Source organism: Georgenia sunbinii (genome assembly GCF_036421875.1).
Lineage (GTDB): Bacteria > Actinomycetota > Actinomycetes > Actinomycetales > Actinomycetaceae > Georgenia_B > Georgenia_B sunbinii.
In genome coordinates this window covers 246,525-270,702 of sequence record NZ_JAZGOL010000003.1, presented here as the reverse complement: position 1 = coordinate 270,702, position 24,178 = coordinate 246,525, and the positions used below count along the sequence as shown (strand labels likewise).

Below are 24,178 nucleotides of genomic sequence, written 5' to 3'. Positions count from 1 at the left end.
GTCAGGTGTTGTGGCGCAGGTACGCGGGCTCGCGCAGACCGAGGACCGCCTCGGTCATCCGGACCGCGTCGACGGTCTGCGGCACGTGGTGGGTGCGCACCACCCGGGCGCCGGCGGCCACCGCCAGCGTCGTCGCCGCCAGCGAGCCGGCCAGCCGTTCGTCGCGCTCGCGGTCCAGCGACTCACCGACGAAGTCCTTGTTCGACACTGCCACCAGCGTCGGCAGCCCGATCGCGGTGATCTCCCCGAACCGGCGCAGCAGCGCGAGGGTGTGCCGGGTGTTCTTGTTGAGGTCCGGCCCGGGGTCGATGAACAGCCGCTGCGGCCCGATGCCGCCGTCGACCAGCGCCGCGACGCGGTCCCGCAGGAACGTGACGACCTCGGTCACGACGTCGTCGTAGCGAGGTCGCGGGTGGTGCACGTGCGGTGCGGCGAGCGAGTGCGTGACGATCACCGACGCGTCGGAGCCGGCGAGCAGCTCGAGCATCGCCGGGTCGCGCACCCCGTTGGTGTCGTTGACGACGCTGGCGCCGGCGGCCAGCCCGGCCGCGGCGACCTCCGCGCGGGCGGTGTCGATCGAGATGACGACGTCGCTGCGGGCCGCGACCGCCTCGACGATCGGCACCACCCGGTCGATCTCCTCCGCGACCGAGACCTCGGGGGTGTCGGGCGAGAAGGGCACCCCGCCGACGTCGACCCAGTCGGCGCCCGCGGCGACGGCGTCCAGCGCCGCGGTCACCGCCGCGTCGAGCGCGAAGGTGGCGCCACGGTCGAAGAACGAGTCGGGGGTGCGGTTGACGATGGCCATCACCGCGGCGCGGCGGGCGAAGTCGAAGTCCCGCGCCCCGATCGTGCGGCGTGGCGCGATCAGCTCAGCGGTCACCGGCCGCCCGATCGACCTGCTGGGCGGCGATCGCCCGCCGGACGGCGTCGCGGTCCTCGACGACGAGACGTCGCAGCGCGGCGGGCGCCTCGGGGTGGCGTGCCAACCAGTGGTCGCTGCGGGCGAGGACGTCGACGCCGAGCTCGTCGGCCAGCCCGGCGAGCGCGAACGGGTACAGCCCGGTGACGATCCCCTGCGCGATCTCGTTGGTGCGCTCGCGCCACACCCGCTCGAGGGCGTCGAAGTAGCGGTCGACGAACGGCACCAGCAGCGACCTGTCGTGGACGTCGGTGAACCCGGAGATGACCGCGCCCTGGAGTGCGTTGGGCAGCTCGTCGGAGTCGACCGCCGCAGCCCACACCTCCGCCTTCGCCGCGGCGGTGGGTCGCACGGCGCGGGCGCGGGCGGCGGCCTGGCGACCGGTGGCGGTGGGGTCCCGGCGCTCCTCGGCGTCGATCGCGGCCCCGTCGACCCGGCCACCGGCCGACAGCGAGGTCACCAGCGCCCAGCGCAGGTCGGTGTCGATCTCCAGGCCGGCCAGCGCGGTGGTGCCCTCGAGCAACCCGGCGACGGTCGCCAGCTGGTCCGCGGACCTGGCCCGGCCGACGAACGACCGCACGAGCTGGAGCTGGCGGTCCGAGCCCGGCGGCGCGTCCACCGCGAGCTGCCACAGCCGGCCGACGACGTCGTGGGTGCGTTCCTCCCGGTCCGCGGGGTCGGTGTAGGCCGACACCGCGAGGGTGAGCTGGCGCAGCAGCACGAGGACGAGCGTCGAGTCGGTCTCCGCCCCGATGTTGCTGAGCACCAGGTCGATGAACCGGCGGGCGGCGATCTCGCCGTCGCGCGTCATGTCCCACGCCGCCGCCCACACGAGGGCGCGGGTGAGGGAGTCGTCGAAGCTCGCGAGGTGGTCGACGGCGGTGCGCAGCGACTGCTCGTCCAGCCGCACCTTGGCGTAGGCGAGGTCCTCGTCGTTGACGAGGACGAGGTCCGGGCGACGGCGCCCGACGAGCTCGGGGACGTCGGTCCGCGCGCCGTCGACGTCCAGCTCCACGCGGCCGGTCCGCTCGAGGCGCGCGTCCTCGCCGTCGCCCACGAGGTCGTAGGTCCCGACGACGAGGCGGTGCGGGCGCAGCACCGGGTGCTCCGCCGGGGCCTCCTGGAGGACCGCGAAGGCGGTGATGACGCCGTCGTCGTCGGTGGTGACCTGCGGCCGTAGCAAGGTGACGCCGGCGCGCTCGAGCCACTGCTCGGACCAGGCGGTGAGGTCGCGCCCGCTCGTGGCCTCGAGCTCGACGAGCAGGTCGCGCAGCTCGGTGCTGCCCCACTGGTGCCTGGTGAAGTAGGCCCGCACGCCGGCGAGGAAGGCGTCCTGCCCCACCCAGGCGACGAGCTGCTTGAGCACCGAGGCACCCTTGGCGTAGGTGATGCCGTCGAAGTTCACCTCGACGTCCTCGAGGTCGGTGATCTCCGCGACGATCGGGTGGGTCGAGGGCAGCTGGTCCTGGCGGTAGGCCCAGGACTTCTCCAGCGAGGAGAACGTCGTCCAGGCGCTGCGCCACTGCGTGGCCTCGGCCGCCGCCCAGGTGGACATGTACTCGGCGAAGGACTCGTTGAGCCACAGGTCGTTCCACCACCGCATGGTCACGAGGTTGCCGAACCACATGTGGGCGAGCTCGTGGAGGATGGTGACCGCGCGCCGCTCGACGGTCGCCTGCGGCACCTTGGAGCGGAAGATGTAGTTCTCCAGGAAGGTGACCGCGCCCGCGTTCTCCATCGCGCCGGCGTTGAACTCCGGCACGAACAGCTGGTCGTACTTCTCGAACGGGTACGGCCGGTCGAAGGCCTCCTCGTAGAACGCGAAGCCCTGCCGGGTGATCTCCAGGATGTTCTCGGTGTCCAGGTGCGGCGCCAGCGACGCCCGGCAGAACACCCCGAGCGGGATCGTGCGGCCGTCGCTGCTCGTCAGCTCGCCGGTCTCGCGGTGGTACGGCCCGGCGATGATCGCGGTGATATAGCTGGCGATCCGCGGGGTCGGCGTGAAGTGCCACACCGCCGCCTCGGAGTCGTCGTCGGTCGGCTGCGGCTCAGGGGTGGCGGAGTTGGACACCACCGTCCAGTGCTCCGGCGCGGTGACGGTGAAGCCGAACGACGCCTTGAGGTCTGGCTGCTCGAACACCGCGAACACCCGGCGGGAGTCGGCGACCTCGAACTGGCTGTAGAGGTAGACCTCGTCGTCGACCGGGTCGACGAACCGGTGCAGCCCCTCGCCGGTGTTCATGTACCGGCCGTCGGCCACCACCCGCAGCTCGTTCTCGGCGGCGAGGCCGGGCAGCGTCAGCCGGGCACCGTCCCACAGGTGGACGTCGAGCTGGCGCCCGTTGAGGCGGACCTCGTGGACGGCGTCGGCGATGAGGTCGATGAAGGTCTCGGCGCCCGGGGTGCCGCGGAACCGGACCGTCGTGCGGGAGGCGAAGATGCGATCGCCGCGGGTGAGGTCGAGGGCGACGTCGTAGGACTCGACGTCGACGACCGCGGCGCGTGCGGCCGCCTCCTCACGGGTGAGGTTCTCTCCGGGCACGGGTGCTCCTTGGCTCAGCGGGCGGGCTCGGTCGATCCTTTCACGGGGGTGTCGAGGGCGGCATGTCGATTGCCGCGTCCCGATTAGGCTGGCGGTGATGGCGGACGCGGCCGTGCGACCGTGCGATCGATAGGAGCTTTTCGTGAGTGATGTCGTCGACTTCTGGTTCGATCCGGTGTGCCCCTGGGCATGGATGACCTCCCGGTGGATGAGTGAGGTCGAGCAGATCCGGCCCGTGACGGTGCGCTGGCACATCATGTCGCTGGCCGTCCTCAACGAGGGCCGGGACCTGCCGGAGGACTACCAGCAGGTCATGCGTGACGCGTGGGGCCCGGCCCGGGTCGTCAACGCCGCGCGCGAGCGGCACGGCGTGGAGTACGTCAAGCCGCTCTACGACGCGCTCGGCACCCGCTACCACCCCGGCGGCCGCGCCACCGCTGACGTGGCGGTGCTCGAGGAGGCGCTCGCGGAGGCGGGGCTGCCTGCCGAGCTCGCCCGCTACGCGACCTCCGACGAGCTCGACGACTCGCTGCGCGCCTCGCACCAGGAGGGCATCTCGATCGTCGGCGAGGACGTCGGCACCCCCGTCGTCGCGTTCAACGGCACCGGGTTCTTCGGCCCGGTCATCACTCCTGCTCCCAAGGGCGAGGAAGCGGGCCGGCTGTGGGACGGGCTGGTCCTCGTCGCCGGCGTGCCGGGCTTCTTCGAGCTCAAGCGCACCCGCACCCAGGGCCCGGTCTTCGACTGAGTTTCGCTCGGGTCACCTCGTCACGTACCGTGCCTGGTTGTCTTCCAGTGACGAGGTGACCATGTCCGCTCCACCCGACCGTCGGAGCCCACGACTGACGGCGCCGCAGATCCTGCTCATCGCGGTGGTCTCGGTGCTCGTCCTGCTGCTCGTCGTCATGCTTGTGCAGCGCGCGACCAGCGGCGGCTCACCGGCCGCCGACGCGACCACGCCGTCGGCCGTCGTGACCACCGCGCCCGACGACGACGCGTCGGCCGACGATGTCGCGCCACCCGACGACGACGGCGCGACGCCGTCGAAGGACGAGACGCCGGACGACAAGCCCACCTATTTCGCGTCGCCGTCGGGCAACATCGCCTGCTCGATCACCGTCGACAGCGCCGACTGCGTCATCGCGGCCTTCACGTACGAGCCCGAGGACGCGCAGCAGTGCGACGACGACGCCGCCGGCGGCCACCTGCGGGTGGAGCCGGCCGGCGCCTCGATGCCTTGCGACCCGCTCGTCGTCGCCGGGGACGTCCCCGCCCTCGCCTACGGTGAGACGATCACCGCGCACGGCTTCACCTGCGAGAGCGAGGAGTCCGGCGTCAGCTGCCGCCACGACGAGTCCGGCTCCGGGTTCGACGTCGCCCGCGCCGACTACGAGCTGCTCTGACCTACCAGATGCTCACGCGCTCCTCGGGCGGCAGGTAGAGGGCGTCGCCGGGCTGGACGTCGAACGCCTCGACGAAGCTGTCGAGGTTGCGCACCACCCCGTTGCACCGGAACTCGTTGGGGGAGTGCGGGTCGATCGACAGCAGCCGGATCGCCTCCGCGTCGCGGGCCTTCTGCTGCCAGACCCGGCCCCAGGAGTAGAAGATCCGCTGCAGCCCGGTGACGCCGTCGATCACCGGCGCCTCGTCCAGGCCGGCGAGGCCGGCGTTGCGCAGCGCGATCTCGTAGGCCGTGATCGCGATGGTCAGGCCGCCGAGGTCGCCGATGTTCTCCCCGATGGTCAGCGCGCCGTTGACCCGGTGGGAGTCCGCCAGCTGTGCCGGGGAGAAGGCGTCGTACTGGGCGATGAGGGTGGCGGTCCGGGCCTCGAACTCGGCCCGGTCGGTGTCGGTCCACCAGTCCTCGAGCTTGCCGGTGCCGTCGTACTTGCTGCCCTGGTCGTCGAAGCCGTGACCGATCTCGTGGCCGATGACCGCGCCGATCCCGCCGTAGTTCCAGGCGTCGTCGGCCTGCGGGTCGAAGAACGGCGGCTGCAGGATTGCGGCCGGGAAGACGATCTCGTTCATCGTGGGGTTGTAGTACGCGTTGACCGTCTGCGGCGGCATGAACCACTCGTCGCGGTCCATCGGCCGGCCGAGCTTGGCGAGGTTGCGGTTGGTCTCGAAGACGTTCGCGGACCGCACGTTGCCGAGCAGGTCGGTGGGGTCGGTGTGCAGCGCGCTGTAGTCGCGCCACGCGTCCGGGTAGCCGATCTTGGGGGTGAAGGCCTCGAGCTTGGCCAGCGCGCGGCGCTTGGTCTCCTCGCTCATCCAGTCCAGCTCGGTGATCGACCGGCGGTAGGCCTCGATGAGGTTCCCGACGAGCTCCTGCATGCCAGCCTTGTGCGACGGCGGGAAGTGGCGCTCGACGTAGAGCTTGCCGACCGCCTCGCCCATCGCGCCCTCGACGAGCGCGACGCCGCGCTTCCACCGGTCACGCAGCTCGGTGGCGCCGGTGAGGGTGCGGCCGTAGAAGTCGAACCGCTCCTCGACGAAGGCGGCGGGCAGGTAGGGCGCGCGGGCGGAGACGACGTGCCACAGCAGCCACAGCCGCAGCGCGGCGACGTCGAGCTCCTGCCAGGCCGCCGCGAGGTGCGTCAGGTAGGAGGGCTGGCCGACGATCGAGCTGTCGAGCGCGCCGTCGGGCAGCGCGAGCGTCTCGCGCCAGGCGTCCCACGGGAAGCCGGGGGCGGAGTCGACGATCTCCGCCCAGCTGCGCGGGTTGTTGAGGAGGTCCGCCTCGCGGCTCTTGACCCGGTCCCAGTGACCGGCCGCCAGCCGCGTCTCCACCGCCATCACCTGCTGCGCGGCGCCGGCCGCCTCGTCGGCGGAGACGAGCCCGGACAGCTCGAGCATGACGGCGACGTGCGCGACGTAGGCCGCGCGGGTCTCGGCATGGGTGTCCTCGCGGTAGTAGGACTCGTCGGGCAGGCCCAGGCCCCCCTGCCACAGGAAGCAGGTGTAGCGGTCGGGGTCGTTGAAGTCGGTGTCGACGAACATCTCGACGATGCCGCCCACCCCGGTGGGCGCCAGCGACGCGAGCGCACGTGCGAGGGCGTCCTTGTCCATCGCCGCGGTCACCAGCTCGAGGTCCGGTGCGAGCGGCTCGGTGCCGAGCGCCTCGATGCGCTCCTGCGCCATGAACGAGCCGTAGAGGTTGCCGATCTGCTCGGCCTCCCCGGAGACGTCGTCCGCCTCGGCGGCCGCGGTGATGATGTCACGCACCCGCTCCTCGGACAGGTCGCGCAGCACCATGAAGGCGCCGTCGCGGGCCCGGTCGGCCGGGATGACGTGGTCGCGGACGTAGCTGCCGTTGATGAAGCGGTAGAGGTCGTCCTGCGGGCGCACGGAGCGGTCCATCGCGGCCGTGAAGGCCTCGGTCGTCGGCGGCGTGAGGGGAGCGGTGTCGTTCGTCATGCCTCGACGATACGGGAGGGCGCCGCCGGCTCACCATGTGTCGTGCTCCCCGCCCGGCGGCCGGAACGGGGCAGGATAGAGGCATGCGCATCCACATCGCCGCCGACCATGCCGGGTTCGAGCTCAAGGCCGCCCTCGTCGAGCACCTCACCACCGCGGGGCACGACGTCGTCGACCACGGGGCCGACACCTACGACGCCCTCGACGACTACCCGGCGTTCTGCTTCGACGCCGGTGAGGCCGTCGTGGCAGATCCCGGCAGCCTGGGCATCGTGCTGGGCGGCTCGGGCAACGGGGAGCAGATCGCCGCGAACAAGGTGCGCGGGGTCCGCGCGGCCCTCGCCTGGGACCTCGACACCGCCACGCTGGCGCGGACGCACAACGACGCCAACGTCATCTCGCTGGGCGCTCGCAAGCACACCGTCGACGAGGCGATCTCGTTCGTCGACGCCTTCCTCGCCGAGCCGTTCTCCGGCAACGAGCGCCACCAGCGCCGGATCGACCAGCTGGCGGCCTACGAGCAGCGCTGAGCGAGCCGACTCTAGAACCCCCAGCCGGTGCTCGGGGCGACCGGCCAGCCGAACGCGGTGCTCAGCGCGGTGAGCGAGCCCGGGACCAGCTCCGTCGCCCGGCCGGCGGCGGCCAGCGCCGCCAGCGAGGTGCCGCCGAGGTAGGCGGCGGCCAGGTCCGCGACGTCGATCGCCAGCTGCGCCGGCGCATCGGTCCGGGTGACCGTCACTTCAGTGTCGGCGGCGCGCAGCTGCCAGCGGCCGGCGTTGCTCGCGACGAGCGGGTCGGTCACCTCGAGAACGGCGTCCACCGGCGCCGGGTAGGTGCGCGCCCGCAGCGCGGCGGGCAGGTCGAGGATCCGCAGCCAGACGTCGTCGTGCACCCGGAGCTTGGTGCCGCGCAGGTCGGTGAGCAGGCCCAGCGCCGCGTCGTCGGGCGGGAGGTTGCCGACCTCCACCGACGTCATGAGGTCCATGTCGGTGAGGGCGCCCCACAGCGCGCGCGCCGCGGTGGCGTCCAGCGCGACGGTGTCGTGCACCCGGACGGCGCCGTCGGGGTGGCCCTCGTCGGCCCACTTGCCCTTGCGTCGGAAGGTGCCGTAGGCGCGCGGGGCGCCGTCGGCGTCGCGCACGATCGCGATGCGTCGGGCCTCCGCCCCGCGACGGGCGGAGGGCCAGTCGACCAGGTGGTCGGCGCGCAGTGCCGCGGTGTCGCGGGTGATCCAGCCCGGCCGCACGACCGCGCCGTGGAGCGCCTCGATCAGGTCGCCGTGGGCGGCCGGGTCGAGCGTCGCGAACTCCACGACGAGGTCGTCGCTGCCGGGGACCGGATGCAGCGCCGCGCCGCGACCGAGCGTCGCAGAGGCACGGTGGCTGGCGATCCCGTAGCCGTAGCGGCCGTAGATGCCGCTCTCGGCGGCGTTGAGCACCGAGACCACCTCGCCGCGCTCGATCGAGCGGCGCAGGTGCGCGTGGAGCATGGCGCGGGCCAGCCCGCGACGCCGCTCACCGGGGTGGACCGCCACCCAGGTGAGCCCGGCGGCCGGCACCTGCGCCCCGCCGGGGACCTGCACCCGGAACGCGAAGGAGGAGTGGACCGCGACCAGCCGCCGGCCGGCCGCGACCTCGCGCCACACCCCGACGGTGCGGCCGGGCTCGAGGGTCCACACCAGGTGCGGGACGTCCTCGGGGGCGAACTCGAAGGCGAAGCCCCACCGGTCGACCTCAATCATCGCGTCACGGTCGGCGACGTCGTCGAGCTCGGCCAGCAGATAGCCGGCGGGCAGCGGGACGTCGGGCGGAACGGTGGGTGCGTCGGTGGTCACCGCAGCACGATGACAGACCGGTGGCCCGCGGCGCGAGGGAATTGCGCGGTGTGACAATGGCCGGGTGACCGAGTGGAGCGAAACCGTGCTCGACGTCGTCGACCAGGTGCCCGCCGGCCGCGCGACGACCTACGGCCTGGTGGCCGAGGCGGTGCGGGCGCGGCTGGGCCGCGGCGGCGCGCGGCAGGTCGGTAGGCTCATGGCGACCGAGGGCGCGGCAGTGCCCTGGTGGCGGGTGGTGCGGGCCGACGGCACGCTGCCGGAGCCGCTGCGCGACCGCGCGGCGGTGCACTACGACGCGGAGGGCACCGCTCGGCGCCCGGCCGGCGGCGTCGACCTCGACCGCGCGATGTGGGACCCCCTGGAGGAGATGGATGCCTGAAGGTCACTCGATCCGGCGCCTCGCGCTGGCCTTCGACGAGCTCATGGTGGGCGAGCGCCTCGCCGTCAGCTCCCCGCAGGGCCGGTTCGCGGCCGGCGCCGAGCTGCTCGACGGCCACCGCCTCGTGCGCACCGACGCCCACGGCAAGCACCTGTTCCTCGGCTTCGCCGGCGACGACGCAGCCGCCGACGACGAGCTGCGCTGGCTGCGCGTACACCTCGGCCTCTACGGCTCGTGGACCTTCGACGGCGACAGCGACTTCCACGGCACCCACTCCATCGGCGCGCCCCGGCGCCGCGTGGCCGAGCAGGAGACGGCGCTGGCACCGGTCGTCGTCGAGCAGGGCAGCTGGCAGCTGCCCGAGCCGCGCGGCGCGGTCCGGGCGCGGCTGGTCTCCCGCCACGGCGTCGCCGACCTCACCGGCCCGATGGCCTGCGAGGTCATCACCCCGCAGGAGAAGGCCGCCGCGCAGCGCCGGCTGGGACCCGACCCGCTGCGCGAGGACGGCGACGCGGCCGCCTTCGTCACCGAGGTGCGGCGGCGCTCGCGACCGGTGGGGGAGCTGCTCATGGACCAGGCGGTCATCGCCGGCGTCGGGAACATCTATCGCGCCGAGGTGCTGTTCCGGGCCCGGGTCCACCCACGCCGGCTCGGCCGCAACGTGCCAGCGGCGACGCTGCGCGCGATGTGGGCCGACCTCGAGCTGCTCATGGGTGACGGCGTGGCCACCGGCCGGATCGTCACCACCGAGCCGGCGGACCGCCAGGAGGAGGACGACACCTGGTACGTCTACCACCGCACCGGCCGCCCCTGCCTGCGCTGCGGCAGCACGGTGGTCGAGGAGCAGATGGCCGCGCGCCGGGTGTTCTGGTGCCCGCGCGAGCAGCGGCGGCCGGCGGTCACCGCCTGACGGTGGCTGCCCGGCGGGTCACCGTACCGACGCGGTCGCGAGGAGCAGCAGCGCCGCGGCGCTGGCCGCGGCGCGCGCGGCGTTCCAGCGGTTCCAGCGCACCTCGAAGGCGCGGCGTGCCGTCGCGAGCTGGGTGGCCGTCTCCGCCGGCGCGGCGTCGAGGCGACGGTTGAGCGGGACGTTGACGAGCGCCGTGACGAGGAACGTCGCCGCACTGCACGCGAGTGCCACGAGCAGCCACGGTGTGCGGCCCGAGGAGCCGGCACCGACCAGGCTGGCAGCGGCTGTCACCGGTGGGGTGCCCAGGAACACCACGAGGAACCACGGGTTGAGGATCGCGGCGTTCACCGCGCGGAACGTCGCGACGTAGCTGCCGTCGTCGACGCGCCGCAGCCCGCGGGTGACGGCGACGGCGAAGGTGAAGAACAGTCCGGCGAGCAGCCCGTTGCCGACGGTCGCGGTGACCAGCAGTGCCGACGTCATGCCGCCACCAGCCTCGCGATGGTGGTCTCGATGCTCGTCGCGACGTGGACCGTCCGGTCACCGCGGGGCGCGAGCATCCCTGCCTCGTCGGCGCGATAGAGCTCTGCCAGGCTCGGGGCGACGTGCGGCGGCACGCCGGCGTCGGCCAGGGACGCGCCCCACGCCGGCTCGGGCAGCGTGACGACCTCGAGCTGGCGGCCGAGCGCGTCGCCGAGTACACGCGCGACCTCGCGCTCGGAGTAGCGGGGACCGAGGACATCTACCGCCTCGCTCACCGACGTGGGGGACCGGAGCACGCGAGCAGCCACCGCGCCGACGTCACCGGTGGCGCCCATGGGGTGCAGGGCGTCCGCCGAGGTGGCGAAGACCGGGTAGGTCCCGCTGGACCGGGCGGGGCCGACGACGTCACCGACCTTCTCCTGGAAATGGCCCGACCGCAGGGCTGTCACCACGGCCCCGGTGGCCAGCAGCGCCTGCTCGAGACGGTGGAGCCCGGCGATGGGACCGGTGCCGTGCGTCAGGTCGGCGCCGCCCGAGGAGAGCGCGACGACGTGAGGGACCGCCTGGTCGGTCACCGCTCCCGCGAGGGCGGCGACGACCGCACCTTCGTGGGCGGCAGGGTCGGAGGCGGTGAGGTCGAAGGGCAGGAGGGCGAAGAAGCCCACGCAGCCAGCGAGAGCACCACCCAGCGCTGCGCGGTCGCGCAGGTCGACGACCCGGCACTCGGCGCCCTGTCGGGACCAGTCATCCGCGGCGGCCTGACTGCGGACGAGCACTCGGACCTGCTCCCCGGCGTCCAGCAGGTTCCTCGCGGTCGCGGATCCGACCCGTCCGGTTGCTCCGGCGACGACGTACATGGTGCTGCTCCCTCGGTCGTGATGGCCTGATGCTCCAACGCTATGGCGGAGATGTCGGAGGATCTATGGCCGAACTGCCAGGATCCTTGATCGTTCGTCCGGAAGGGTGCGACAATCGGGAGATGGCCGTCTTGACGCCTTGGCAGAGCGAGGACCGGCTGAGCCGGGCGCTCCACACGCTGCGGATGCGTGGCACGTTCTACTGCCACGCCGAGCTGAGTGAGCCGTGGGCGTTGGCGATGCCCGCTGTCGCGGACTCGGTGAGCTTCCACGTGCCGACCGTCGGCTCCTGCTGGTTACGGCTGGCCGGTCGGGCACCGGTCGAGCTGCGGCCGGGCGACCTTGCCGTCGTCCCGCACGGCCGGGGCCACGAGCTGCTGAGCTCGCCGGCGGCGGGACCGGCCGAGCGCGTGGACCTGCTGCCGCAGCGTTACCTGAGCGAGCACTACTCGGTGCTGCACCACGGCGGGGGCGGACGGACCGCGCAGCTGGTGTGCGGCGTCGTCGCCTTCGACGAGCCCGCCGCCCGCGAGCTCCTCCGCCTGCTGCCGAGCGTGCTCCTTCTGGGCGAGGGGACAGCGGCGGTGCCGTCGTCGGTCCGGGACATGCTCCGGCTCATGGCCGACGAGCTGTCCAGGCCGCAGCCCGGCGGCGAGGCCGTCGCCACCCGGTTGGCCGACATCCTCGTCGTCCAGGCCATCCGCGCCTGGCTGACGCACGACCCGGAGGCTCGCGAGGGCTGGCTCCGGGCGCTGCAGGACGACCGGATCGGCAGGGCGCTCGAGGCGATGCACACCGACCCCGGCCGGGGGTGGAGCCTCGAGCTCCTCGCGAGCACGGCGACGATGTCGCGGTCCTCGTTCGCCTCGCGCTTCACGGAGCTCGTCGGTGAGCCACCGCTGAGCTACCTCACCCGCTGGCGGATGGGCATCGCGCAGCGCCGGTTGACCGACGGCAGCGACACCGTCGCGGCGCTCGCCGCCGAGCTCGGCTACCAGTCCGAGGCCGCCTTCAGCCGGGCCTTCACCCGCACGGTCGGTCGGACGCCGGGCGCGGTGCGCCGCGAGGCTCGGCGATCCGACCTTCGCAGCGTCAGATGAACAGCGCCGGATCGGCGTAGGGGTCGATCTCCGCGGGGCGCTCGATGAGCTTGCCGGGCACGCCCACCGAGACCGCCCCGGCCGGCACGTCCTTGACCACGACGGCGTTCGCGCCGATCTGGGCGTCGTCACCGATGCTGATCGGGCCGAGGACCTTTGCCCCGGCCCCGATGGTCACCCGGTCCCCGACCGTGGGGTGGCGCTTGCCGCGGGTCATCGAGCGGCCGCCGAGGGTGGTGCCGTGGAAGATGACGACGTCGTCACCCACCTCGGCGGTCTCCCCGATGACGACCCCCATGCCGTGGTCGATGAACATCCGGCGGCCCAGCGAGGCGCCGGGGTGGATCTCCACCCCGGTCAGCGCTCGCACGAGCTGGGACAGCAGCCGCGCAGGCAGCTTGCCGAGCGGCCCGGCGTGCCACATCCGGTGGGACAGCCGGTGCACCCACAGGGCATGGACGCCGGGGTAGCCCAGCGCCACCTCGACCTGGCTGCGCGCCGCGGGGTCGCCGCGGCGCGCAGCCTCCAGGTCCTCGCGGATGAGGACCCAGAACGGAACGGGGGAGTTGTGCACGTCAGTCCACGAGGTGGGCGTACAGCGGGGTGGAGAGGTAGCGCTCGCCGAAGTCCGGGACGACGACGACGATCGTCTTGCCCGCCGCCTCGGGCCGGGCGGCGACCTGGAGGGCGGCGGCGACCGCGGCACCGGAGGAGATGCCGGCGAAGATGCCCTCCTCGGTGGCGAGCTTGCGGGCCGTCTCGATGGACTGCTCGACGTTGACGTCGATGACCTCGTCGTAGACCTCGGTGTCGAGGATCTCGGGGACGAAGTTGGCGCCCAGGCCCTGGATCTTGTGCGGTCCGGGCTGGCCGCCGTTGAGGATGGCGGACTCCTCGGGCTCGACGGCGATGATCTTCACGTCCGGCTTGCGCTCCCGCAGCACCTGGCCGACGCCGGTGATGGTGCCGCCGGTGCCGATACCGGCGATGAAGTAGTCGACCTCGCCGTCGGTGTCGTTCCACACCTCCTCGGCGGTGGTCTGGCGGTGGATCGCGGGGTTGGCCTCGTTGGCGAACTGGCGGGCGAGGATCGCGCCGTCGCGCTCGGCGACGATCTCCGCGGCCTTGTCGACAGCGCCCTTCATGCCGCCGGCGCCCGGGGTGAGGATGAGCTCGGCGCCGAAGGCGCGCAGCAGCGCGCGGCGTTCCTTGCTCATCGTCTCCGGCATGGTGAGGACGACGTTGTAGCCGCGGGCCGCGCCGACCATCGCCAGCGCGATGCCGGTGTTGCCGGACGTGGCCTCGACGATGGTGCCGCCGGGGGGCAGCTGGCCGGACTTCGCCGCAGCGTCGATGATCGAGACGCCGATGCGGTCCTTGACGGAGTTGGCGGGGTTGTAGAACTCGAGCTTGGCGAGCACCGTGGCGCCCAGCCCCTCGGTCAGCCGGTTGAGGCGCACGAGCGGGGTGCGCCCGATGAGGGCGGTGACGTCATCGTAGATCTGTGCCATGAGGTGACTCCTTCGGGTGTGAGGAACGTGGGTACGTCGAAGACGGGGGGAGTGGTCCTCGACCGGAGCGCCTGGCATGCGGCATCACCGCACGCTTGAGCCGGGCGCTCTACAGACAGCGGCAACACGCCGGGGCGAGGAGACAGGACGGCGCAGCGCAGAGAGAGGTCGATGCACGCGTCACTGCGGCGGTCTCCTCTCGCGTCGGTGGCGCCCGGTCCTACGTTGAACAGTAAACCAGCCGTGCGGGCCGGGCAATCCACCATGACGTCACGAACGTGCGCGCGCCGCGTAGGTGTTGAGCAGCGCGGCCCCGGTGGCGGCGTCGTCAACGGTGACCACGAAGCGGCGCTCGCCGCTGCGGCAGACGCGGATCGCCTCACCGCTGCGGACGACGACGCCGACCGTGCCGTGAAGGTCCGGCGCGATGCGTAGCCCCCAGCCGCCGAACTCGCTCAACGGGCTCACCTCCACGACCTCCGCGTGGTCGACCTCCTCGGCGGGCACGTGCTGCCGGGGACGTCCGAGCGTCGATTGCACCGTGAGGCCGGTGGCGTCGACCCGCACCCGCCAGGAGAGGAAGAGGAGCACGAGCGGGACCGGCACCAGCATGATCGCGCCCAGCCACCAACTGCTCGTCACCGCACCGAGGCCGACGGCGAGCACGACCAGTCCCGCCGCACCTGTCCAGCTCGCCACCCGGCCCGCCCGGGACACCGTGGCGCGGACCTCCCAGATCGGTGCGTCGTCGTGGTCGAGGGCCGCGTGGGTGCCGTCAGCGGGCAGCGGCGAGCTGCTCGGTAGCGGAGGGTCGCCGCCGGCGAGCGCTGCGGCGAGGACGCCGATGACGACGGCGAGCAGCATGGCCAGGGCGATCCGGCTCATCGGGTCGGCGACCTCGGCGGGCAGCGCGGCGTCGAGCTGGACGTGCACGGCGCCGAGGACCAGACCCGCGTTGAGGGCGGCCATCCCGGTCGCGATGCCTGCCGTCATGCGCCGGACCATCGAGGTGCGGCCGGTGAGAACGGCGAAGAGCCCGCACACCACGAGGCTGACCCCGCCGTAGACCGCGAAGGGGAGGACGAGCGACGCGAGCGACCCGGTGGCGTCCGGCCCGTCACCGCCCCAGTGGACGACGACGAGGTCCGGCAGTCGCGGCGCCCAAGTGACGAGCAGCGCGACGGCCACCAGGGTGATCGCGGTGGGGACGACCACCCCCAGCAGCCAGGCGCGGCGGCGGTGCGGCAGACCCGGGCGGGTGCCCAGCGCCGTCACCGGTCGAGCCCCTGGCGGCTGCGTGCCGCGTAGGTGTTGAGCAGCGCGGCCCCGGTGGCGGCGTCGTCGACCGTCACGACGAGCCGTCGCCCGCCGCTGCGCTCCACGGCGATCGCCTCGCCAGCGCGGATGACCACGCCCACGGTGCCGGCGGTGCTCGTGCGCAGCCCCCAGCCGCCGAACTCCCTCAGCGGGCTCACCCGGGTGACGTCGGCGCGCTCGACCTCACCGGCGGGGACGCTGAGCCGCGGCCAGCCGAAGCTGCTGCGCGCGGTCAGGCCCCGGTGGTCGACCTGCACCTGCCAGGTGGTCATCACCAGCAGGACGAGGAGCAGTGGCACCAGCACGACGAGCGGGACGAGGCTCTGGGTCAGCAGCCACAGACCCACGGCGACGACCACGCCGCCGGCGAGCAGCAGCCCGGTGGTGCGCTCGCCAAGCCCGGCCACGCTGGTGATCCACACCGCCCGCTGCCCCTCGGGCGGGTCGGCGGTGGTGGCGCCGCCCGCCGCCGCGCCGGTGGCGGGCATCGCAGGATCAGCGCCGGCGAGCGTGCCCGCGACCGCGCCGAGGACGACGGCGAGCACGAGAGCGCCGACGATCCAGCCCTCCGGCGAGCCCGCGGCGGCCGCCGTCGGCGCATCGAGCTGGACGACGACGGTCCCCAGGGTGGCCCCCGCGAACAGTGTGGCCAGCGCGACGGCGAGCGCGAGCGTCGTCCGGCGGGTCAGGGCCTGCCGACCGGTGCGGACGGCCAGCACCGCCATGACCACGAGCGACAGGCCGCTGGTCGCGCCCATCGTCACCAGCAGCTCAGCGGTGCTGCCGGCGCGGTCGACGCCGGAGAGGCCCCAGTGCACGGCCGCCGGGTCCGGGACGCGGGGGAGGAGGGCAAGGATCGCCAGCCACGCCGCCGCGGTGATGAGGGCCGGCACGACGACGCCGAGCAGCCAGGCCCGGGGGCGGTGGGGCAGTGGTGGTCGGGAGGTCATCGGTTCTCCTCGGTGGTGGTGAGCATGGCGGCGACCGCAGACATCGGCAGCCCGAGCGCGGCGGCCTCCTGGCGGACGGTGGTGAGGGCGTCGAGCAGCGCCTCGTAGTGCTCCACGGCGTGCGCGGTGACGGTGGCGCCGCGGCCGCGACGCAGCTCGATGAGGCCCTCGTCCCGGAGCAGCTGGTAGGCGTGCAGCACGGTGTGGACGTTGATCTCCAGCGACTCGGCGAGGCCGCGCGCGGTGGGTAGCCGCTGGCCGCTCACGACGTCCCCGGCGACGACGGCGACCCGCACCTGGGTGGCCAGCTGTTCGAAGATCGGCACGGCCGACGCGGGATCGATTCGCCAGAGCATGGCCAGAGTCTAATGCTCTAGTTCATCTATAACAACTTTGCCTAGCGGTCCGGATGCTCGGTGACCTGCGACCCGGCGGGGCGCAGCTGCGCCTCCGCGCCGGTGAGGCTGGCGACGGCGGAGGCGAGCGCGCCGTCGTCGTCGGTGGCCAGCGTGAGCGTGACGTGTGCGCCGTAGTCGACGTCGGCCACCGCGAAGCCCGCCGCCCGCAGCTCGGACTCCACCCGGCCGGCGGAGTCGTGCGGCAGGTCGACGGCGAACAGGGTGGTCTCGCGCTCGACGACGATGGCGGCGACCTCCAGTGCGGACCGGACCGCGTCGGAGTAGGCGCGCACGAGGCCGCCGGTCCCGAGCTTGACCCCGCCGAAGTAGCGCACGACGACGGCGACGACGTCGACCAGCCCGCTGCCGCGGAGCACCTCGAGCATCGGCATGCCCGCGGTGCCGGCCGGCTCGCCGTCGTCGGAGGAGCGTTCGACGAGGTTGGCGCCGGGGACCCGCACGATGAACGCCGAGCAGTGATGGCGGGCGTCGGGGAAGGCCCGTCGCGCCTCGTCGACCAGCGCGCGGGCTGCCGCCTCGTCCTCGGCGCGGGCGAGCCAGGTGATGAAGCGGGAGCGGCGGATCTCCAGCTCGGTGGTGACCGTCGCGGCGCGGGCAAGGGTGCGGGCGTCCATGGTCAGGCCATTGTGCGCCACCGGCCCCGGACGGCGGCCGGAGCGGCGAATGTCACACCGGAGCGGAGGGGGACGGTTGGTCAGAACCGGCCCGGACGTGGCAAACTAGCCGACGGCAAACGTCTCGACCACGAAAGGAGCGGCGGACACATGGCAGTTCCGAAGCGCAAGATGTCCCGCAGCAACACCCGCTCTCGCCGGTCCCAGTGGAAGGCGGAGCCCACCACGCTCCAGGCCGTCCGCGTTGAGGGCCGCGAGATCCAGGTGCCCCGGCGCCTGGCCAAGGCTTACCAGCAGGGCCTCATCCTCGAGGGCTGACTCTCAGGGCGAGCCTGCCACGAACGGCCGTCACCCCTCGGGGTGGCGGCCGTTCGTTGTTGATCGAGAGAAGACATGAGCTCAGGGCGCGGCGACGGTGCCGGCGACGAGCTGGAGCGGGTGACCAGAATCGAACTGGCACCATCTGCTTGGAAGGCAGAGGCTCTACCATTGAGCTACACCCGCAAGAGGCCCACCGGCTCGACCTCGCTGGACGAGTGTAACGCGACCCGCGCCGTCACCTACAATCGGCAGGCGGCCTCGGCCGACGGGATGTGGCGCAGCTTGGTAGCGCGTCCGCTTTGGGAGCGGAAGGTCGTGGGTTCGAATCCCGCCATCCCGACACACGTGTGAGCGAGACGACACCGATGTCGTCGCAGGAAGTCACCGCTGACGTCGCCTCCGGCGCCGGCCGTGCACTACGATGGACTGCGCCTGTGCGCACGGCCACGCGTCGCCCGCCGGCCCATGAATTTCCGAAGAGTGGAGAGCATCGCAGTGAAGAGCGTCGTCGAGAACCTCGAGCCCACCCGGGCCAAGCTCACCGTGGAGGTGTCGTACGAGGAGCTCAAGCCGACCATCGACCACGCCTACTCCCACATCGGCGAACAGGTCAACGTTCCCGGCTTCCGCAAGGGCAAGATTCCCGCGCGGATCATCGACCAGCGGGTCGGTCGCGGTGCGGTCATCGAGCACGCCGTCAACGACGCGCTGCCGAACCTCTACCGCGACGCCGTCGTCGAGACGAAGATCAAGCCGATCGGCCAGCCCGAGGTCGACGTCACCGAGGTGCCCGCCGTCACCGGCGCACCCGGCGGCAAGCTGGTGTTCACCGCCGAGGTCGACGTCCGTCCCGAGATCACGCTGCCCGAGCTGTCCGGCTACGAGCTGGCCGTGGACTCCCTCGAGGTCTCCGACGAGGACGTCGACTCGCGTCTCGACGCGCTGCGTGAGCGCTTCGGCTCGCTCGTGGGTGTCGACCGCGCCGCCGAGGATGGCGACTTCGTCTCCATCGACCTGCGCGCCGCGATCGGCGACGAGGAGATCGACTCCGTCACCGGCACGTCCTACCAGATCGGCTCGGGCAACATGCTCGACGGGCTCGACGAGGCCGTCACCGGTCTGACCGCCGACGAGTCCACCACCTTCACCTCGACGCTCGTCGGTGGCGAGCGCGCCGGGGAGGACGCCGAGGTGTCCGTCACCGTCGGCAGCGTCAAGGTCCGTGAGCTGCCCGCCGCCGACGACGAGTTCGCCGAGCTCGCCAGCGAGTTCGACACCCTCGAGGAGCTCAAGGCCGACCTGCGCACCCAGGTGGGCAAGGACAAGGCCGGCAACCAGGCCGTCCAGGCGCGCAACCTGCTCCTCGAGAAGCTTCGCGAGGACCTCGACTTCCCGCTGCCGGCCAACGCGGTCGACGCCGAGATCAAGGCCCACCTCGAGCAGGAGGGCAAGGAGCCCGACGACCCGCACGGCGAGGAGGTCCGTGAGGACACCGAGCGCCTCATGCGCGACCAGTTCATCCTCGACGAGCTCGCCGAGTCCCTCGAGGTCAAGGTCGGCCAGGAGGAGCTCATCGAGTTCCTGCTGACCCAGGCCCGCCAGTCCGGGATGGACCCCAACGAGTTCTTCCAGGCGATCGGCGAGGCCGGCCAGATCCCGCTGTTCAGCGCGGAGCTGGCCCGGAACAAGTCGCTGGCGGTGGCGCTGCGCCAGGTCAAGGTCGTCGACGAGTCGGGTAACGCCGTCGACCTGTCGGCCTTCGTCGGCTCCGACGAGGACGACGCCGAGGCCGCCGTGCAGGCCGCCGCGGCCGTCGCTGACGCCGCCGAGCGTGACGACTCGGCCGACAGTGCCGACTCCGCCGACAGCGGCGACTCTGCCGACTCGGCTGACAGCGGCGACTCTGCTGACAGCGCCGACAGCGCGAAGTCGGCCGAGAGCGCCGAGTGACACACTGACGCAAGGGGACGGGGCGGTGCCGACAGGCGCCGCCCCGTCCGTCTACCGGCGGGAGTGCGCCAACAGCGAAACCGCCGGTTCCCCGGCAGGAAACGCGATCGGTCGGCGTTACTGTCGCTGAACACCGGACCACGAAGATTCAGGAGCATGCCACGTGAGCCAGATGCCCCACACCGCCAAGACCGACGGCGGCGCCCTCGGTCTCAACGACAACATCTACAACCGTCTCCTCAAGGAGCGCATCATCTGGCTGGGCTCGGAGGTGCGTGACGACAACGCCAACGCGATCTGCGCCCAGCTGCTGCTGCTCGCCGCCGAGGACCCCGAGCGCGACATCTTCCTTTACATCAACTCGCCGGGCGGCTCGGTGACCGCAGGCATGGCGATCTACGACACCATGCAGTACGTCCAGCCGGACGTCGCCACCGTGGGGATGGGGATGGCCGCCTCGATGGGCCAGTTCCTGCTCTCCTCCGGCACCAAGGGCAAGCGGTACGCCACCCCCCACGCCCGGGTGATGATGCACCAGCCGTCCGGCGGCATCGGCGGTACGGCCACCGACATCCGGATCAACGCCGAGCTCATCCTCCACATGAAGCGGGTGCTGGCGGAGATCACCGCCGAGCAGACCGGCAAGAGCGTCGAGCAGATCAACGCCGACGCCGACCGGGACCGCTGGTTCACCGCGCCCGAGGCCCTCGAGTACGGCTTCATCGACCGCGTCGTCGAGAACGCCTCCGCCGTCTCCGGTGGCGGCGGAACCGACAGCACCGACTAGTACCCGGCCCGACCACCCCCTCGACGACCCAGGAGCATCTGTGAGCACCGAATCCCAGTTCATCGCCCGGGCCGGGCACCTCGCCGGCTCGGCCTTCCCCGGGGGCATGGCCCCCGCCGGCCCGTCCTCGCGGTACGTGCTGCCCCAGTACGAGGAGCGCACCGCCTACGGCTTCAAGCGCCAGGACCCGTACACCAAGCTGTTCGAGGACCGCATCATCTTCCTCGGCGTCCAGATCGACGACGCGTCGGCCGACGACGTCATGGCCCAGCTGCTCGTCCTCGAGAGCGGCGACCCGGACGGCATGATCACGCTGTACATCAACTCCCCGGGCGGTTCCTTCACGGCGCTGACCGCGATCTACGACACCATGCAGTTCATCAAGCCGCAGATCCAGACCGTCTGCCTCGGGCAGGCGGCCTCCGCGGCCGCGGTGCTGCTGGCTGCCGGTGCGCCCGGCAAGCGCCTCGCGCTGCCGAACTCCCGCGTGATGATCCACCAGCCGGCGCTCGAGGGCGGTGGCTACGGCCAGGCCTCGGACATCGAGATCCACGCCCGTGAGGTGCTGCGGATGCGCGAGTGGCTCGAGGAGACCATCGCGTTCCACTCCACCAAGGATGTCGCCCAGGTGCGGCAGGACATCGAGCGCGACAAGATCCTCACCGCCGCCGAGGCCCTCGAGTACGGCCTCGTCGACCAGGTGCTGGAGTCGCGCAAGCCGCAGGTCATCGAGGCCTGATCTCGCCTCGACGACGGCGCGGACCCGCGGCACGCGCGGTGTCCGCGCCGTCGTTTAGCATGGAGAAGCGGGGCGGCGCACCGCGCCGGGCCAAGGGCAGGACATTCGGCAGGCTGTGGTGTCCAATGGACAGCGACGGTGCGAGGACGACGAAGGAGTAGGCATGGCGCGGAGTGTTGAAGGTGCGGACCTGCTCAAGTGTTCCTTCTGCGGCAAGAGCCAGAAGCAGGTGAAGAAGCTCATCGCCGGCCCCGGCGTGTACATCTGCGACGAGTGCATCGACCTGTGCAACGAGATCATCGACGAGGAGTTCGCCGAGGCCAGCGAGCTCGGCCTGGTGGACCTGCCCAAGCCCAAGGACATCTTCGAGTTCCTCGACGAGTACGTCATCGGCCAGGAGCCCGCCAAGCGTTCGCTCGCGGTGGCGGTCTACAACCACTACAAGCGGGTGCAGGCGGCGGAGAAGGCGCCCAGCACCGAGGAGGGCGTCGAGCTCTCCAAGTCCAACATCCTCCTCGTCGGCCCCACCGGTACCGGCAAGACCTACCTCGCCCAGACCCTCGCGCGGATGCTCAACGTGCCGTTCGCGATCGCCGACGCCACCGCGCTGACGGAGGCCGGCTACGTCGGCGAGGACGTCGAGAACATCCTCCTCAAGCTCATCCAGGCCGCTGACTTCGACGTCAAGAAGGCCGAGAAGGGCATCATCTACATCGACGAGATCGACAAGATCGCGCGCAAGAGCGAGAACCCGTCGATCACCCGTGACGTCTCCGGCGAGGGCGTGCAGCAGGCGCTGCTGAAGATCATCGAGGGCACCCAGGCCTCCGTGCCGCCGCAGGGCGGTCGTAAGCACCCCCACCAGGAGTTCCTCCAGATCGACACCACGAACGTGCTGTTCATCGTCGCCGGCGCGTTCGCCGGGCTCGAGGACATCGTCACCTCGCGGGTGGGCCGCAGCGGGATCGGTTTCGGCGCCACGCTCCGCTCCACGGACGACACCGTGGACCAGCTCAAGGACGTCCGGCCCGCCGACCTCCACAAGTTCGGTCTCATCCCCGAGTTCGTCGGCCGGCTGCCGGTGGTCGCCAGCGTGTCGCCCCTCGACCAGGAGGCGCTGGTCCGGATCCTCACCGAGCCGCGCAACGCGCTCGTGCGCCAGTACCAGCGGATGTTCGAGATCGACGGCGTGGAGCTGGAGTTCTCCGACGACGCGCTCGAGGCGATCGCTGACCTCGCGCTGCTGCGCGGCACCGGCGCACGGGGCCTGCGGGCGATCCTCGAGGAGATCCTGCGCGAGCCGATGTTCGACGTGCCCAGCCGCGACGACGTCGCCAAGGTCCTCATCACCCGTGAGGTCGTCGACGAGAACGTCAACCCCACGCTCGTGCCTCGCGAGAAGAAGCGTCGCCCTCCTCGCGAGAAGAGCGCCTGACCTCGCCCCTCCCCGGCGACAGCCCGGCCGACCTCCCGTAGTGTCGACGGTGAGCGACGCCGGACGCTCCGCACCGTCGTCGCTCACCCGATTCACTCGAGACGAGCGAGGTGCCCACCATGCAGATCGACTGGCTCACGAACCTCATCCCCGACGACGACGACGTCGTGACCATCGCCTTCGACGCGACGACCGAGAGCGAGCTCGGCGCGCAGACCGTGCTCACCCGGTGGCGCGACCTGCGCCGTACCCTCGAGGCCCGGGGCGCCTCGGCCCAGGCCCTCGACCGGGTCGGTGAGCAGGTGCGGGTCCCCACCCACGTGGCAGGACGGCACGGCAGGGTGATCGTCGGCGGGCGTGACGGGGTCGTGATCGACCGGGTCATCGACGTCCCACCGCCGCTGGACGTCGCGGTCGTCGGGGTGTGCGTGACCTCGCTCGCGCGGATCGCCGACCGGACGGTGCGCTACCTGCTCGTCGAGGTCGACCGCCACGGCGCGGACCTCACGCTGCAGCACAGCGCCGCCGTCGAGTACGGCGGCGACGACGACAGCACGTCGAGCGTCGAGGGTGGCCACGACGTCATCAACAAGGTCCGTCGGGCCGGGATGGCCTCGCGGCGGCTGCAGGCGCGCGCGGAGGACTCCTGGGAGCGCAACGCCGAGGCCGTGGCCGAGGAGGTCGACCGCATCGTCACGAGCCGCCACGCGGAGATCGTGCTGCTCACCGGCGACGTCCGGGCGGTGGCCCTGGTCCGTGACCGCCTCGGTGCCCAGGCCGGCCCGCTCGTCACGGTCATCGAGGGCGGTTCCCGGGCGTCGGGCGTCCACGAGGATGCCTTCGAGCGCAAGGTCGAGGAGGCGCTGGCGACCTTCCGGGCGCGACGCCGGGAGGACGTGCTCGACCGGTTCCGCCAGGAGGAGGGGCGCGACGGCGCCGCGACCCAGGGCCTGGCGGACGTCGTCGACGCCCTGCGGCGGGGACAGGTCGCCGAGCTCATCCTGCGCGAGGACACCACCGGACCGAACTCGCCGCTGCTGGGGCGCACGCTGTGGGTGGGGGACGACCCGTTGCAGATCGCGGCGGACGCGACCGACCTCGCCTCGTTGGGCGTCACCGAGCCTCGGGAGGTGCCGGTCGGTCTCGCCACCGGGCGCGCCGCCGCGGAGCAGGGCGCCGGCGTGACGATCGTCGACGAGGCCAGCGTGGAGATCGCCGACGGCGTCGGTGCCCTGCTGCGCTGGCGCGACGCCTCGACGCCGGGGGAGTCGGTCCACACCCAGAGCGCTGACACCTCGCGGGTGTAGCGCGACCACCGGTGGACGCCCGGGCCGGGCGAGTGCGTCGGCGTCCTAGGATCGACCCATGAGCGACGAACCGACGCCGCAGGCGATCCCCGACGAGCTCGCCCGTGCCCGGGGGACCATCGACAACATCGACGCGGCCCTCATCCACCTGCTGGCCGAACGTTTCAAGTGCACGCAGCGCGTCGGGCACCTCAAGGCCGACCTGGGGCTGCCGGCCTCCGACCCCGGTCGTGAGGCGCGGCAGATCCAGCGGCTGCGCGCGCTGGCCGAGGAGGCCGGCCTCGACCCGGTGTTCGCGGAGAAGTTCCTCGCGTTCATCGTCTCGGAGGTCATCCGTCACCACGAGGCGACCGCCGAGTCCCGTCAGGCGCGCTGAGCCGG

At 72.2% G+C, this 24,178-nt stretch carries 25 protein-coding genes and 2 tRNA genes; 14 read left to right on the top strand and 13 right to left on the bottom strand.

The window, feature by feature from the left end:
* Nucleotide 1 precedes the first annotated feature (1 nt).
* Together folP and pepN are read right to left on the bottom strand one after the other, a co-directional pair.
* On the bottom strand, nt 2-883 hold the full coding sequence (gene folP, locus V2J52_RS09070; RefSeq protein ID WP_331227364.1) for a dihydropteroate synthase: 882 nt from the start codon (nt 881-883) through the stop codon (nt 2-4).
* Nucleotides 873-3,464: an aminopeptidase N gene (pepN, locus tag V2J52_RS09065; protein ID WP_331227363.1), complete on the bottom strand. Its 2,592-nt coding sequence runs from the start codon at nt 3,462-3,464 to the stop codon at nt 873-875. The genes folP and pepN overlap by 11 nt, the downstream gene beginning before the upstream one ends.
* A 142-nt stretch (nt 3,465-3,606) precedes the next feature.
* Here pepN and V2J52_RS09060 point away from each other — a divergent pair, with 142 nt between their 5' ends.
* Together V2J52_RS09060 and V2J52_RS09055 are read left to right on the top strand one after the other, a co-directional pair.
* Complete coding sequence (locus V2J52_RS09060; protein WP_331227362.1) at nt 3,607-4,212, top strand: mycothiol-dependent nitroreductase Rv2466c family protein; 606 nt, start codon at nt 3,607-3,609, stop codon at nt 4,210-4,212.
* A gap of 61 nt (nt 4,213-4,273) precedes the next feature.
* Nucleotides 4,274-4,867, top strand: coding sequence for a hypothetical protein (locus V2J52_RS09055; protein ID WP_331227361.1), 594 nt, complete (start codon nt 4,274-4,276; stop codon nt 4,865-4,867).
* Nucleotide 4,868: 1 nt separating this feature from the next.
* Here the strand turns inward: V2J52_RS09055 and V2J52_RS09050 are convergent, their stop codons facing one another.
* Nucleotides 4,869-6,881 (bottom strand): M13 family metallopeptidase, encoded by a 2,013-nt coding sequence (locus tag V2J52_RS09050; RefSeq protein ID WP_331227360.1) that lies wholly within the window; start codon nt 6,879-6,881, stop codon nt 4,869-4,871.
* An 83-nt stretch (nt 6,882-6,964) separates the two neighbouring features.
* Between V2J52_RS09050 and V2J52_RS09045 the strand changes: the two genes are divergently transcribed.
* Nucleotides 6,965-7,411, top strand: a complete 447-nt coding sequence (locus tag V2J52_RS09045; RefSeq protein ID WP_331227359.1) for a ribose-5-phosphate isomerase — start codon at nt 6,965-6,967, stop codon at nt 7,409-7,411.
* 11 nt (nt 7,412-7,422) lie between these two features.
* Here the strand turns inward: V2J52_RS09045 and V2J52_RS09040 are convergent, their stop codons facing one another.
* A complete protein-coding gene (locus V2J52_RS09040; protein ID WP_331227358.1) occupies nt 7,423-8,715 on the bottom strand; it encodes a GNAT family N-acetyltransferase in 1,293 nt (430 codons plus the stop codon).
* Nucleotides 8,716-8,779: 64 nt separating this feature from the next.
* On the opposite strand from V2J52_RS09040, the gene V2J52_RS09035 reads away from it, so the two are divergent.
* Together V2J52_RS09035 and V2J52_RS09030 are read left to right on the top strand one after the other, a co-directional pair.
* On the top strand, nt 8,780-9,097 hold the full coding sequence (locus V2J52_RS09035) for an MGMT family protein (protein WP_331227357.1): 318 nt from the start codon (nt 8,780-8,782) through the stop codon (nt 9,095-9,097).
* Nucleotides 9,090-10,007: an Fpg/Nei family DNA glycosylase gene (locus V2J52_RS09030; protein WP_331227356.1), complete on the top strand. Its 918-nt coding sequence runs from the start codon at nt 9,090-9,092 to the stop codon at nt 10,005-10,007. The genes V2J52_RS09035 and V2J52_RS09030 overlap by 8 nt, the downstream gene beginning before the upstream one ends.
* Before the next feature lie 18 nt (nt 10,008-10,025).
* On the opposite strand, the gene V2J52_RS09025 is transcribed toward V2J52_RS09030, so the two are convergent.
* Both V2J52_RS09025 and V2J52_RS09020 read right to left on the bottom strand, forming a co-directional pair.
* Nucleotides 10,026-10,490: an anthrone oxygenase family protein gene (locus tag V2J52_RS09025; RefSeq protein WP_331227355.1), complete on the bottom strand. Its 465-nt coding sequence runs from the start codon at nt 10,488-10,490 to the stop codon at nt 10,026-10,028.
* Nucleotides 10,487-11,347: an NmrA family NAD(P)-binding protein gene (locus V2J52_RS09020; protein ID WP_331227354.1), complete on the bottom strand. Its 861-nt coding sequence runs from the start codon at nt 11,345-11,347 to the stop codon at nt 10,487-10,489. The genes V2J52_RS09025 and V2J52_RS09020 overlap by 4 nt, the downstream gene beginning before the upstream one ends.
* A 122-nt stretch (nt 11,348-11,469) precedes the next feature.
* Here V2J52_RS09020 and V2J52_RS09015 point away from each other — a divergent pair, with 122 nt between their 5' ends.
* The gene (locus tag V2J52_RS09015; protein WP_331227353.1) at nt 11,470-12,447 is read left to right on the top strand and encodes an AraC family transcriptional regulator; all 978 of its coding nucleotides are present in this window, start codon (nt 11,470-11,472) and stop codon (nt 12,445-12,447) included.
* Here V2J52_RS09015 and epsC read toward each other — a convergent pair.
* From epsC to V2J52_RS08985, 6 genes are all read right to left on the bottom strand, one after another.
* A complete protein-coding gene (epsC, locus tag V2J52_RS09010; protein WP_331227352.1) occupies nt 12,440-13,021 on the bottom strand; it encodes a serine O-acetyltransferase EpsC in 582 nt (193 codons plus the stop codon). The genes V2J52_RS09015 and epsC overlap by 8 nt on opposite strands.
* A gap of 1 nt (nt 13,022) precedes the next feature.
* Nucleotides 13,023-13,958, bottom strand: a complete 936-nt coding sequence (cysK, locus tag V2J52_RS09005; RefSeq protein ID WP_331227351.1) for a cysteine synthase A — start codon at nt 13,956-13,958, stop codon at nt 13,023-13,025.
* A 270-nt stretch (nt 13,959-14,228) separates the two neighbouring features.
* Nucleotides 14,229-15,233, bottom strand: coding sequence for a DUF1648 domain-containing protein (locus V2J52_RS09000; RefSeq protein ID WP_331227350.1), 1,005 nt, complete (start codon nt 15,231-15,233; stop codon nt 14,229-14,231).
* Entirely contained in the window at nt 15,230-16,225 is a 996-nt protein-coding gene (locus tag V2J52_RS08995) for a DUF1648 domain-containing protein (protein ID WP_331227349.1), read from the bottom strand. The genes V2J52_RS09000 and V2J52_RS08995 overlap by 4 nt, the downstream gene beginning before the upstream one ends.
* Nucleotides 16,222-16,581, bottom strand: a complete 360-nt coding sequence (locus V2J52_RS08990) for a GntR family transcriptional regulator (RefSeq protein ID WP_331227348.1) — start codon at nt 16,579-16,581, stop codon at nt 16,222-16,224. The genes V2J52_RS08995 and V2J52_RS08990 overlap by 4 nt, the downstream gene beginning before the upstream one ends.
* 41 nt (nt 16,582-16,622) lie before the next feature.
* Complete coding sequence (locus V2J52_RS08985) at nt 16,623-17,258, bottom strand: IMPACT family protein (RefSeq protein WP_331227347.1); 636 nt, start codon at nt 17,256-17,258, stop codon at nt 16,623-16,625.
* Nucleotides 17,259-17,408: 150 nt separating this feature from the next.
* On the opposite strand from V2J52_RS08985, the gene rpmF reads away from it, so the two are divergent.
* Nucleotides 17,409-17,576, top strand: coding sequence for a 50S ribosomal protein L32 (gene rpmF, locus V2J52_RS08980; RefSeq protein ID WP_331227346.1), 168 nt, complete (start codon nt 17,409-17,411; stop codon nt 17,574-17,576).
* A 112-nt stretch (nt 17,577-17,688) separates the two neighbouring features.
* Here the strand turns inward: rpmF and V2J52_RS08975 are convergent.
* Nucleotides 17,689-17,762: transfer RNA gene (locus tag V2J52_RS08975), tRNA-Gly, on the bottom strand.
* 83 nt (nt 17,763-17,845) lie between these two features.
* Here V2J52_RS08975 and V2J52_RS08970 point away from each other — a divergent pair.
* The 7 genes from V2J52_RS08970 (at nt 17,846) to V2J52_RS08940 (ending at nt 24,173) form a co-directional block, all read left to right on the top strand.
* A tRNA-Pro gene (locus V2J52_RS08970) sits at nt 17,846-17,919 on the top strand.
* A 155-nt stretch (nt 17,920-18,074) separates the two neighbouring features.
* A complete protein-coding gene (gene tig, locus V2J52_RS08965) occupies nt 18,075-19,529 on the top strand; it encodes a trigger factor (protein WP_331227760.1) in 1,455 nt (484 codons plus the stop codon).
* A gap of 172 nt (nt 19,530-19,701) precedes the next feature.
* Nucleotides 19,702-20,316 carry an ATP-dependent Clp protease proteolytic subunit gene (locus V2J52_RS08960; protein ID WP_331227759.1) on the top strand — a complete coding sequence of 205 codons (615 nt, stop codon included), beginning with the start codon at nt 19,702-19,704 and terminating at the stop codon, nt 20,314-20,316.
* A 40-nt stretch (nt 20,317-20,356) separates the two neighbouring features.
* On the top strand, nt 20,357-21,055 hold the full coding sequence (locus tag V2J52_RS08955) for an ATP-dependent Clp protease proteolytic subunit (protein ID WP_331227345.1): 699 nt from the start codon (nt 20,357-20,359) through the stop codon (nt 21,053-21,055).
* Nucleotides 21,056-21,218: 163 nt separating this feature from the next.
* On the top strand, nt 21,219-22,490 hold the full coding sequence (gene clpX / locus V2J52_RS08950; protein ID WP_331227344.1) for an ATP-dependent Clp protease ATP-binding subunit ClpX: 1,272 nt from the start codon (nt 21,219-21,221) through the stop codon (nt 22,488-22,490).
* A gap of 119 nt (nt 22,491-22,609) precedes the next feature.
* Complete coding sequence (locus V2J52_RS08945; protein ID WP_331227343.1) at nt 22,610-23,797, top strand: baeRF2 domain-containing protein; 1,188 nt, start codon at nt 22,610-22,612, stop codon at nt 23,795-23,797.
* Nucleotides 23,798-23,855: 58 nt separating this feature from the next.
* Nucleotides 23,856-24,173 carry a chorismate mutase gene (locus tag V2J52_RS08940; RefSeq protein WP_331227342.1) on the top strand — a complete coding sequence of 106 codons (318 nt, stop codon included), beginning with the start codon at nt 23,856-23,858 and terminating at the stop codon, nt 24,171-24,173.
* Nucleotides 24,174-24,178 lie beyond the last annotated feature (5 nt).

Bases quoted from the DNA above. Each gene is read 5' to 3' on its own strand.
- V2J52_RS09055 (WP_331227361.1), top strand. From the start codon at position 4,274: ATGTCCGCTCCACCCGACCGTCGGAGCCCACGACTGACGGCGCCGCAG.
- V2J52_RS09050 (WP_331227360.1), bottom strand. From the start codon at position 6,881: ATGACGAACGACACCGCTCCCCTCACGCCGCCGACGACCGAGGCCTTC.
- V2J52_RS09045 (WP_331227359.1), top strand. From the start codon at position 6,965: ATGCGCATCCACATCGCCGCCGACCATGCCGGGTTCGAGCTCAAGGCC.
- V2J52_RS09030 (WP_331227356.1), top strand. From the start codon at position 9,090: ATGCCTGAAGGTCACTCGATCCGGCGCCTCGCGCTGGCCTTCGACGAG.
- V2J52_RS09025 (WP_331227355.1), bottom strand. From the start codon at position 10,490: ATGACGTCGGCACTGCTGGTCACCGCGACCGTCGGCAACGGGCTGCTC.
- V2J52_RS09020 (WP_331227354.1), bottom strand. From the start codon at position 11,347: ATGTACGTCGTCGCCGGAGCAACCGGACGGGTCGGATCCGCGACCGCG.
- V2J52_RS09015 (WP_331227353.1), top strand. From the start codon at position 11,470: ATGGCCGTCTTGACGCCTTGGCAGAGCGAGGACCGGCTGAGCCGGGCG.
- cysK (WP_331227351.1), bottom strand. From the start codon at position 13,958: ATGGCACAGATCTACGATGACGTCACCGCCCTCATCGGGCGCACCCCG.
- V2J52_RS08995 (WP_331227349.1), bottom strand. From the start codon at position 16,225: ATGACCTCCCGACCACCACTGCCCCACCGCCCCCGGGCCTGGCTGCTC.
- V2J52_RS08990 (WP_331227348.1), bottom strand. From the start codon at position 16,581: ATGCTCTGGCGAATCGATCCCGCGTCGGCCGTGCCGATCTTCGAACAG.
- V2J52_RS08985 (WP_331227347.1), bottom strand. From the start codon at position 17,258: ATGGACGCCCGCACCCTTGCCCGCGCCGCGACGGTCACCACCGAGCTG.
- rpmF (WP_331227346.1), top strand. From the start codon at position 17,409: ATGGCAGTTCCGAAGCGCAAGATGTCCCGCAGCAACACCCGCTCTCGC.
- V2J52_RS08960 (WP_331227759.1), top strand. From the start codon at position 19,702: ATGCCCCACACCGCCAAGACCGACGGCGGCGCCCTCGGTCTCAACGAC.
- clpX (WP_331227344.1), top strand. From the start codon at position 21,219: ATGGCGCGGAGTGTTGAAGGTGCGGACCTGCTCAAGTGTTCCTTCTGC.
- V2J52_RS08945 (WP_331227343.1), top strand. From the start codon at position 22,610: ATGCAGATCGACTGGCTCACGAACCTCATCCCCGACGACGACGACGTC.
- V2J52_RS08940 (WP_331227342.1), top strand. From the start codon at position 23,856: ATGAGCGACGAACCGACGCCGCAGGCGATCCCCGACGAGCTCGCCCGT.